Genomic DNA, 8,344 nt, shown 5'->3' with positions numbered 1-8,344 from the left:
CAATGGATGAGGGCTTACGCTTCGCAATCCGTGAAGGTGGTAGAACCGTTGGTGCAGGTGTTGTGGCTAAAATTGTTAAATAATTGCAAATAATTAAGGCGGAAACGTAAAAATTGTTAAATAAATTGTTGAACTGTAAAATAGTTTAGTGTATAGTTCCCGCCCTTGCAGTTTAGGAAAATAGAGTTTTTGTTATGAATGGACAGAAGATACGTATAAAATTAAAGGCTTTCGATCACAGGCTTCTTGACAAAGCTACGAGTGCGATCGTTAATACCGTAAAAAGAACCGGGGCAAAAATAAACGGTCCTGTTCCTCTTCCTTTAAGGATGGAGAAGTTTACGGTTAACAGGTCACCGCACGTTGATAAGAAGTCAAGAGAGCAGTTTGAGATTCGTACGCATAAGCGTCTTATGCTTATCGACCCTACTCCGCAAACGGTTGATGCTCTAATGAAGCTTGACCTTGCGGCAGGTGTTGAAGTTGATATTAAGTTAGTGGAGGCTGCGTAATGAGGTCCGGAGTTATTGCAACAAAGTTGGGAAGTAGCCGTCTTTATAGAGAAGGCGTTAACGTTCCTGTGACTTTATTGAGGCTTGAAAGCTGTCAGGTTACGGCTGTAAAGACTAAAGAAAAAGACGGTTATAGTGCCGTTCAGCTTGGTGCGGGTAAGGCAAAAGTGAAAAATGTCAGTAAGCCTCTTAGAGGGCAGTTCGCTAAAGCAAAAGTTGAGCCGAAGTCTAAATTAAAAGAGTTTAGAGTGGCAGAAGATGCCATTTTGCAGGTGGGGCAGGAAATAACGGCAGACCATTATGTTGTAGGTCAGTTTGTTGATGTTGCCGGAACTTCAAAAGGTAAAGGTTTTGCCGGCGGTATGAAGCGTCACGGGTTCGCCGGTATGGAAGCTACGCACGGTGTGTCTGTATCTCACAGGGCTCACGGCTCTACTGGTCAGTGTCAGGATCCGGGTAAAGTATTTAAAGGTAAGAAAATGGCCGGTCACATGGGTGATGTCAGAGTTACCAAGCAGAATCTTGTTATTATGGATACCGATGTAAGTCAGGGAATTATAGTTGTGAACGGCTCGGTGCCGGGTGCAAAAGGCGGATATGTATATATATCCGATTCAATTAAAAAGGCTCGTCCTGCTGAAGCTCCATATCCTGCGGCTATCAAAGGTTCTGCCAAAAAAGAAGAAAAGTCTGAAAAGCCTGCTGAAAGTTCAGTAGAAGAAAATAATGAAGGGGCTTCAAATGAAAGCTAAAATTATTGCATTGGAAGGAAAAGCTACCGGAGAAGCTTCTTTGCAGAAGTCGATATTCGGTCTTGAAATGCGAAAAGATATTTTGCACAGAGTTATCAACTGGCAGCTTGCTAAGCGTCAGGCAGGTACACACAGCTCTTTGAACCGTAGTGATGTTGCCGGAAGTACTAAAAAACTATTCCGTCAAAAAGGAACAGGTAACGCAAGAACGGGTAACGCAAAATCTCCGCATAAAAGAGGCGGTGGTGTTGCAATGGGACCTGTTGTAAGGTCGCATGCACATGACCTTCCGAAGAAAATAAGGGCATTAGGTCTTAAAGTGGCGTTGTCTAGCAAGCAAGCTAACAATAAGTTGTTTGTAATACAAGGTGAAGAGTTAAAAGAGGGTAAGACTTCTGCGATTGCTAAGGTGTTAAAGGAAAACGGTATTAAATCCGCTCTTATTATTACAGGTGAAACTGTTAACGATAACCTTAAAAAAGCAATTTCTAACATTAAAATGGTTGATGTGCTTCCGGTACAAGGTGCTAACGTTTACGATATAATTCGTCGTGAGAACCTACTGATAACCGAGGCGGGACTTAAAAAATTAGAGGAGAGATTCGATGTCTAAAGCTGATAAAAAAGCGAAGGTTACGGCCGGTATGTACGATGTTGTTGTTTCTCCGGTTATAACTGAAAAATCTCAAATGGGTGTTGAGTTCAACAAGGTTACTTTTGCTGTTGCCGCATGGGCTACCAAGCCTCAGGTCAAAGTTGCTGTTGAAGCTCTTTTTGAGACTAAGGTTGAGAAAATTAATATTATTAACGTCAAAGGTAAGGTTAAGCGTTTCCGCGGTACTATCGGAAAGCGTAGTGGCGTTAAGAAAGCTGTTGTTACATTAGCAGAAGGTCAAACAATTGATGTGGCTGCGACTGCGTAAGAATAAAGGGAAGTTTTAAAATGGCATTGAAGTTATATAATCCTACTACACCTTCACAACGTACATTAGTTACGGTTGACAGGTCAGAGTTATGGAAAGGTCGTCCTGAAAAGTCACTTACTAAAGGTAAGAAACGCGGTAGCGGTCGTAATAATCATGGTCACATAACTACCCGTCATAAAGGTGGCGGTCATAAAAAGCTATATCGTCAGATTGACTTCAAGAGAAATAAATTTGACATTGAGGCAACGGTAGAAAGAGTAGAGTATGATCCTAACCGTACTGCTTTCATAGCTTTGATAAAATATAAAGATAATGAGCTTGCTTATATTATAGCTCCACAAAGACTAAAAGCCGGTGACAAGGTTGTTTCAGGCGAAAGAGTTGATATTAAACCGGGTAATGCACTTCCTCTTAAGAATATTCCGGTGGGTACGATTGTACATAATATCGAAATGAAACAAGGTAAAGGCGGACAGTTAGCAAGAGCGGCCGGATCATATGCCCAGTTAATAGGAAAAGATTCGGGCTATGCCTTGGTAAGACTTCGTTCGGGTGAAGTAAGGTTAATTAATTCGGAGTGTTTAGCTACTATAGGAGCGGTTTCGAATTCGGATCATCAAAATACCGTAGTTGCAAAAGCCGGTCGTAGCCGTTGGAAGGGCATACGTCCGACAGTGCGTGGTGTTGTGATGAACCCTGTAGATCACCCGCATGGTGGTGGTGAAGGTAAGACTTCAGGCGGTAGACACCCTGTAACACCTTGGGGTAAGCCTACTAAAGGTAAGAGAACACGTAAGAATAAAAAGACCGACAAGTTTATAGTCCGTCGTAGATATGCTAAGTAATTAGTTAAGTAAGAATAATAAAGGAACAGAGTAATAGAGTAAGGAAATTAATATAAATTCATATATGATTTTATACTATCCGGCTATTACACTAACTAACAAGGAGAAGTAGATGGCTCGTTCAGTTTGGAAAGGCCCGTTTGTAGATAATTATGTGTTGAAGCTTATCGAAAAACTTGGAGATAAGGCGGCACGTACTATTATAAATATAAGATCAAGGCGTTCTACTATATTACCGCAATTCGTAGGTTTGAAGTTCGGTGTATATAACGGTAAGAAATTTATACCGGTAACAGTTACGGAAAGAATGGTAGGTCATAAGTTCGGTGAGTTTTCGCCAACTAGGACTTATTACGGACATGGTGCTGATAAAAAAGCGAAAAGAGGTTAGAAATGGGTAAACAGGCTACAGCAAGAAAGCTACAGGATTTAGAGGCTAGTGCGAAGTTAAGACAAGTTCGCATAAGTTCTCAAAAGCTAAATTTAGTTGCTTCACTTATAAGAGGAATGAAAGCATCTGAAGCTTTAGTGCAGTTACAATTTTCGCAAAAGCGTATTTCAAGGGAAATTAAAGCTCTACTTGAATCCGCTATAGCAAATGCTGAAAATAACCACGATCTGGACATTGACAGGTTATACGTATCCCAAGTTAATGTGGGTAAGTCAATTGTAATGAAAAGGTTCAGGGCAAGGGCTCGTGGTAGAGGTGCTAGAATATTAAAACCTTTTAGTAATATTGAAATTATCGTACGTGAAGCTGAGGAGGAATAATAAGTGGGTCAAAAAGTTATACCGATAGGTTTAAGAGTTGGAATAAACCGCACATGGGATTCTTGCTGGTATGCGGAAGGTGATGCTTATGCCGAACACTTGCATCAGGATTTGAAGATTCGTAAGTATGTTAATGATACTTTGCGTTTTCAGGGAATCAGCAAGGTTGTTGTAGAACGTTCAGCTAACAAAGTAAGAGTATTGGTGCATACGTCAAGACCGGGTGTGATTATCGGTAAAAAAGGTGCCGATATTGAAAAGATTAAAAACAAACTAAGTTCCATAGCTAAAGCTGACGTTAGTTTAAACATTATTGAGGTGCGTAAGCCTGAGGCGGATTCTAAGATAGTAGCCGAAGCAGTTGCGCAGCAGTTGGAGAAAAGGGTTTCTTTTAGACGTGCGATGAAACGTGCTATGCAGTCAGCTATGAGATTGGGTGCAAAAGGAATTAGGATTAATTGTTCGGGACGTTTGGGCGGAGCTGAAATAGCTCGTATGGAATGGTATAGAGAAGGACGTGTTCCTCTTCATACACTTCGTGCCGATATAGATTACGGTACTGCGGAAGCCAACACTACTTATGGTGTTATAGGTATCAAAGTATGGATCTACAAAGGTGACATATATAGAAACGAAGAAGAAGCGGCTGCAAATGACGCTCCTGTTGCAACAGAAGTTAAGTAGTAAAGAGGTAAGGTAAAATGTTACAGCCTAAGAAAACAAAATTCCGTAAAGCCCATAAAGGCAGGATACACGGTAACGCTAAAGGCGGTACGGATCTGCTTTTCGGTGCTTATGGATTGAAAGCACAAGCACCTGAAAGAATAACGGCAAGGCAAATTGAGTCATGCAGGAGGGCTATCCAGCGTTACTTGAAAAGATCCGGAAGATTATGGATAAGGATTTTTCCTGATGTTCCCGTATCTAGTAAGCCTGCTGAGGTTCGTATGGGTAAGGGTAAAGGTACTCCCGAATTTTGGGCGTGCAGAGTTAAACCCGGTAGAATTATGTTTGAACTTGACGGCGTTTCGGAAGACATGGCTAAGCGTGCTTTCGAACTGGCTTCCGCTAAACTTCCTATAGCGGTTAAGTTCGTGAAAAGAGTAGGAGAGGATGCGTAAAATGAAAATATCTGAACTACGTGGAAAAACAGTTGACCAGCTAAAAGAGCTATTGATAAATTTGAAAAAAGAGGCATTTAACTTGCGTTTTCAAAAATCAACAGGCGAGTTGGAAAATACCGGTCGTATTAGACAAGTAAGACGTGATGTTGCAAAGGTAAAAACTTTGCTTAATGAACTAACGTCAGCAAAGAAGGAGACAAATAATGCCTAAGCGTATTTTGCAAGGTACAGTTGTAAGTGATAAAGCTGACAAAACAGTGACTGTTTTGGTTGAGAGTAAAGTTGCACACCCTGTTTATAAGAAGAGGGTGAAAGTAAGTAAAAAATATGCAGCTCACGATGAGGCTAATCAATTTAAAATTGGGCAAACAGTAAAAATTAGAGAATGTAGACCTATTTCTAAAAGCAAAAAGTGGGAAGTGATTTCCGAGAGTGCTGCGTAAGGTATATAGGTAAAAAGAGTTATTAGAGGGAAAAGTTATGATACAGATGCAATCAAAGCTAGCTGTAGCCGATAATTCGGGTGCTCAGCAGGTACAGTGTATCAAAGTTTTAGGTGGATCAAAGCGTAAAAGTGCGTCTGTGGGCGACATAATCGTTGTATCGGTTAAAAAAGCATTGCCACGCGGAAAAGTAAAGAAGGGTAGTGTTCAAAAGGCAGTTATCGTTCGTACTGCGTATGATATAGCACGAGATGACGGCAGCGTAATAAGATTCGATACTAATGCGTGTGTTTTGTTAAATGCTGCAAAAGAGCCTATCGGAACACGTATTTTCGGCCCTGTTCCAAGAGAGCTAAGAGGTCAGGGATTTATGAAGATTATATCATTAGCTCCGGAGGTACTATAAGATGGCTGCTAAGTTTAAAATAAAAAAAGGCGACAAAGTTGTTGTTATTGCAGGAAAAGATAAGGGCAAGAAAGGTGAGGTTATCGAACTTATTAAGTCTAAATCCAGAGTAAGGGTTACCGGAGTTAATAAAGTTAAGAAACATAGTAAGCCTGGTCAAAATGGAGCCGGAGGTATTATAGAGCTTGAGCTTCCTATACATATTTCTAACGTTGCAATTGCCGATCCAAAGTCAGGCGAGGCTACTAAAGTAGGTTTCAAGTCTTTAAAAGACGGAAAGAAAGTCAGGTTTTCTAAAAAAACTGATGAAGTTATAGATAATTAGGAATATTTGTTATGTCAGCTAACTATCAAGTTTTGTACAAAGAAGAAGTTTATAAGAACTTACAGGATAAATTTAATTATAAAAATCCTATGCAAGTTCCTAAAATTGAAAAAGTTACCATTAATATGGGGCTTGGGAAAGATGCGGTTGCAGATTCAAAAGTTGTGAAGTCGGCATTTGATGAATTAACTTTAATTGCAGGACAAAGACCTGTAATTACAAAAGCTAAGAAGTCGATTGCAGGTTTTAAACTACGTGAAGGGCAGGCAATCGGTTGTAAGGTAACTTTGCGTGGAAAGATAATGTATGAGTTCTTGGAAAGGCTGACAAATATAGCACTTCCACGTGTAAGGGACTTTAGAGGTCTATCTGCTAAAGGATTTGACGGAAGGGGTAACTATTCTTTCGGCTTAAAAGAGCAGATAGTTTTCCCTGAGATTGATTATGATAAAATTGACAAAATCCGCGGTATGGATATAAGTGTTGTTACAAGTGCCGATACTAACGATGAGGCTAAAGAGTTGTTAAAGGGATTTAATTTTCCATTTATTGAAAAGAGGAATAACTAGTATGGCTAAAGTAAGCATGATCGAAAGAGATAAAAAAAGAGCTGAGTTAGCGTTAAAATACGCTAAAAAGCGTGCTGAGCTTAAAGCTAAGATAAAAGATAAGACAACTTCTATGGAAGATCGTTTTGCACTACAAATGGAGTTGAATAAACTTCCTCGTAATAGTTCGAAGTGCAGACAAAGAAATAGGTGTGGTATAACCGGTAGACCGCGTGGTTTTTACCGTAAATTTAAAATGTCTCGTATAGCATTGAGGGATCTAGCGTCTTTAGGACAGATTCCGGGCTTAACGAAGTCAAGTTGGTAGGAGAAACAAATATGTCTATGACAGATCCATTGGCTGATATGATAACTCGTATTCGTAACGGTCAACAAGCAAGATTATATACTGTGACATCGCCTTTTTCTAAAGAGCGTCAGGCTGTTGCCGATGTGTTAAAAAGAGAAGGCTATATCCGTGATTTTCAAAAAATCGAACTTGATAATAATAAGGCTGAATTAAAGATAGAGTTGAAATATCTTGATGGCGAACCGGTTATTAAAATGATAAAAAAAGTTTCCAAACCGGGGCGTAGGGTTTATTCAAAGATCGCCGAATTGCAAAAAATATTTAACGGTCTTGGAATTTCAATCATTTCAACTCCAAAAGGAGTTTTATCAGATCACGAAGCACGTCAGCATAATGTTGGTGGTGAAGTTTTAGTAGAAGTATTTTAGGAGATTATTGAGATGTCACGTGTAGGTAAATCACCTGTAGCCTTACCAAAGGATGTGCAGGTCGAATTGAATGAGAGTGAGATAATTATCAAAGGCAAGCTAGGCGAGCTAAGGTCTCCGATTTCTGGTGACGTTAAGGTAGTTTATAAGAAAGCCTCCGGTGATTCTGACGAAGAAAGCGGTGATTTTATACTGGTTGATCCTGCCAATGACTCACAGCAGTCAAGAGCTATGTGGGGTACTACCAGAAATATCATTAACAATATGGTTAAAGGTGTTTCCGAAGGCTTTGATATTAGGCTTGAAATTAACGGTGTTGGTTTTCGTGCCTCTGCCGATAATAAGATCCTGACTTTAGCACTTGGTTTTAGCCACGATATAAAATATGCTATGCCTGAAGGTATTTCAATTAAATGTGAAAAGCCTACATTAGTAGTAATTTCTGGTGCCGATAAACAAAAAGTCGGTCAGATTGCCGGTGAGATCATAAAATATCGTCCGGTCGAGCCTTATAAAGGTAAGGGTGTTTATATAGAAGGTTCTTATGTACGCCGCAAAGAAGGTAAGAAGAAATAAAGGATGAATGGTTATGGCTATTAATGCACGTAGAAAACGCAGTGTTCGTTTTAATTTAAGAAAAAATAATAAAGGCGGAAGAGTACGTCTTGTTGTATTCCGTTCAAATCAGCATATATATGCTCAATTGATAGATGATAAACAGGGTACTACTCTAGGGCAGGCTTCAACTTTGGATAAAGAGGTTGGACAAGGTTTGAAATCAAAATCAAATATTGAGGCTGCAAGTAAAGTTGGAGCGGCTATTGCCAAAAAGGCAAAAGATGCGAAAGTTGAAGAAGTGGTATTTGACCGTAGCGGTTATCTATACCACGGAAGAGTTAAAGCACTTGCCGAAGCGGCTCGTGTAGGTGGACTAAAGTTTTAATAGATTAAATA

Annotated in this window: 18 protein-coding genes and 1 pseudogene; all 19 read left to right on the top strand. The window is 39.8% G+C overall.

Annotation, left to right across the window (positions count from 1 at the left end; all coding sequences use genetic code 11):
- On the top strand, nt 1-83 hold an 83-nt coding region (locus tag O2942_10650; GenBank protein ID MDA0782708.1), incomplete at its 5' end, for an elongation factor Tu.
- Between the two features lie 111 nt (nt 84-194).
- The gene (rpsJ, locus tag O2942_10645; GenBank protein ID MDA0782707.1) at nt 195-512 is read left to right on the top strand and encodes a 30S ribosomal protein S10; all 318 of its coding nucleotides are present in this window, start codon (nt 195-197) and stop codon (nt 510-512) included.
- A complete protein-coding gene (rplC, locus tag O2942_10640) occupies nt 512-1,264 on the top strand; it encodes a 50S ribosomal protein L3 (protein ID MDA0782706.1) in 753 nt (250 codons plus the stop codon). The genes rpsJ and rplC overlap by 1 nt, the downstream gene beginning before the upstream one ends.
- Nucleotides 1,254-1,877, top strand: coding sequence for a 50S ribosomal protein L4 (gene rplD / locus O2942_10635; GenBank protein ID MDA0782705.1), 624 nt, complete (start codon nt 1,254-1,256; stop codon nt 1,875-1,877). Before rplC ends, rplD begins: the two co-directional genes overlap by 11 nt.
- Nucleotides 1,878-1,908: 31 nt before the next feature.
- Nucleotides 1,909-2,187: a 50S ribosomal protein L23 gene (locus tag O2942_10630; protein MDA0782704.1), complete on the top strand. Its 279-nt coding sequence runs from the start codon at nt 1,909-1,911 to the stop codon at nt 2,185-2,187.
- A 20-nt stretch (nt 2,188-2,207) separates the two neighbouring features.
- Entirely contained in the window at nt 2,208-3,035 is an 828-nt protein-coding gene (gene rplB, locus O2942_10625) for a 50S ribosomal protein L2 (protein MDA0782703.1), read from the top strand.
- A 112-nt stretch (nt 3,036-3,147) separates the two neighbouring features.
- Nucleotides 3,148-3,426 (top strand): 30S ribosomal protein S19, encoded by a 279-nt coding sequence (gene rpsS / locus O2942_10620; protein ID MDA0782702.1) that lies wholly within the window; start codon nt 3,148-3,150, stop codon nt 3,424-3,426.
- A 2-nt stretch (nt 3,427-3,428) separates the two neighbouring features.
- Nucleotides 3,429-3,806: a 50S ribosomal protein L22 gene (rplV, locus tag O2942_10615; GenBank protein MDA0782701.1), complete on the top strand. Its 378-nt coding sequence runs from the start codon at nt 3,429-3,431 to the stop codon at nt 3,804-3,806.
- Between the two features lie 3 nt (nt 3,807-3,809).
- A pseudogene (gene rpsC, locus O2942_10610) lies at nt 3,810-4,430 on the top strand (30S ribosomal protein S3).
- 77 nt (nt 4,431-4,507) lie between these two features.
- Nucleotides 4,508-4,927, top strand: coding sequence for a 50S ribosomal protein L16 (gene rplP / locus O2942_10605; GenBank protein ID MDA0782700.1), 420 nt, complete (start codon nt 4,508-4,510; stop codon nt 4,925-4,927).
- A 1-nt stretch (nt 4,928) separates the two neighbouring features.
- Nucleotides 4,929-5,141 carry a 50S ribosomal protein L29 gene (rpmC, locus tag O2942_10600; protein MDA0782699.1) on the top strand — a complete coding sequence of 71 codons (213 nt, stop codon included), beginning with the start codon at nt 4,929-4,931 and terminating at the stop codon, nt 5,139-5,141.
- Nucleotides 5,134-5,373: a 30S ribosomal protein S17 gene (gene rpsQ / locus O2942_10595; GenBank protein ID MDA0782698.1), complete on the top strand. Its 240-nt coding sequence runs from the start codon at nt 5,134-5,136 to the stop codon at nt 5,371-5,373. Before rpmC ends, rpsQ begins: the two co-directional genes overlap by 8 nt.
- 37 nt (nt 5,374-5,410) lie before the next feature.
- A complete protein-coding gene (gene rplN, locus O2942_10590) occupies nt 5,411-5,779 on the top strand; it encodes a 50S ribosomal protein L14 (protein ID MDA0782697.1) in 369 nt (122 codons plus the stop codon).
- A gap of 1 nt (nt 5,780) precedes the next feature.
- The gene (rplX, locus tag O2942_10585) at nt 5,781-6,104 is read left to right on the top strand and encodes a 50S ribosomal protein L24 (protein MDA0782696.1); all 324 of its coding nucleotides are present in this window, start codon (nt 5,781-5,783) and stop codon (nt 6,102-6,104) included.
- A gap of 11 nt (nt 6,105-6,115) precedes the next feature.
- Nucleotides 6,116-6,673, top strand: a complete 558-nt coding sequence (rplE, locus tag O2942_10580) for a 50S ribosomal protein L5 (protein MDA0782695.1) — start codon at nt 6,116-6,118, stop codon at nt 6,671-6,673.
- Between the two features lies 1 nt (nt 6,674).
- Entirely contained in the window at nt 6,675-6,980 is a 306-nt protein-coding gene (gene rpsN, locus O2942_10575; GenBank protein MDA0782694.1) for a 30S ribosomal protein S14, read from the top strand.
- Between the two features lie 11 nt (nt 6,981-6,991).
- Nucleotides 6,992-7,390, top strand: coding sequence for a 30S ribosomal protein S8 (gene rpsH / locus O2942_10570; GenBank protein ID MDA0782693.1), 399 nt, complete (start codon nt 6,992-6,994; stop codon nt 7,388-7,390).
- Nucleotides 7,391-7,402: 12 nt separating this feature from the next.
- Nucleotides 7,403-7,966, top strand: a complete 564-nt coding sequence (rplF, locus tag O2942_10565; GenBank protein MDA0782692.1) for a 50S ribosomal protein L6 — start codon at nt 7,403-7,405, stop codon at nt 7,964-7,966.
- 7 nt (nt 7,967-7,973) lie between these two features.
- The gene (rplR, locus tag O2942_10560) at nt 7,974-8,333 is read left to right on the top strand and encodes a 50S ribosomal protein L18 (protein ID MDA0782691.1); all 360 of its coding nucleotides are present in this window, start codon (nt 7,974-7,976) and stop codon (nt 8,331-8,333) included.
- The last annotated feature ends 11 nt before the right edge of the window (nt 8,334-8,344 follow it).

This window comes from Pseudomonadota bacterium (assembly GCA_027620075.1).
Lineage (GTDB): Bacteria > Pseudomonadota > Alphaproteobacteria > Rickettsiales > UBA6187 > 1-14-0-20-39-49.
Note: the sequence above shows the minus strand (reverse complement) of the source record. Positions and strands in the feature narration are given on the sequence as shown.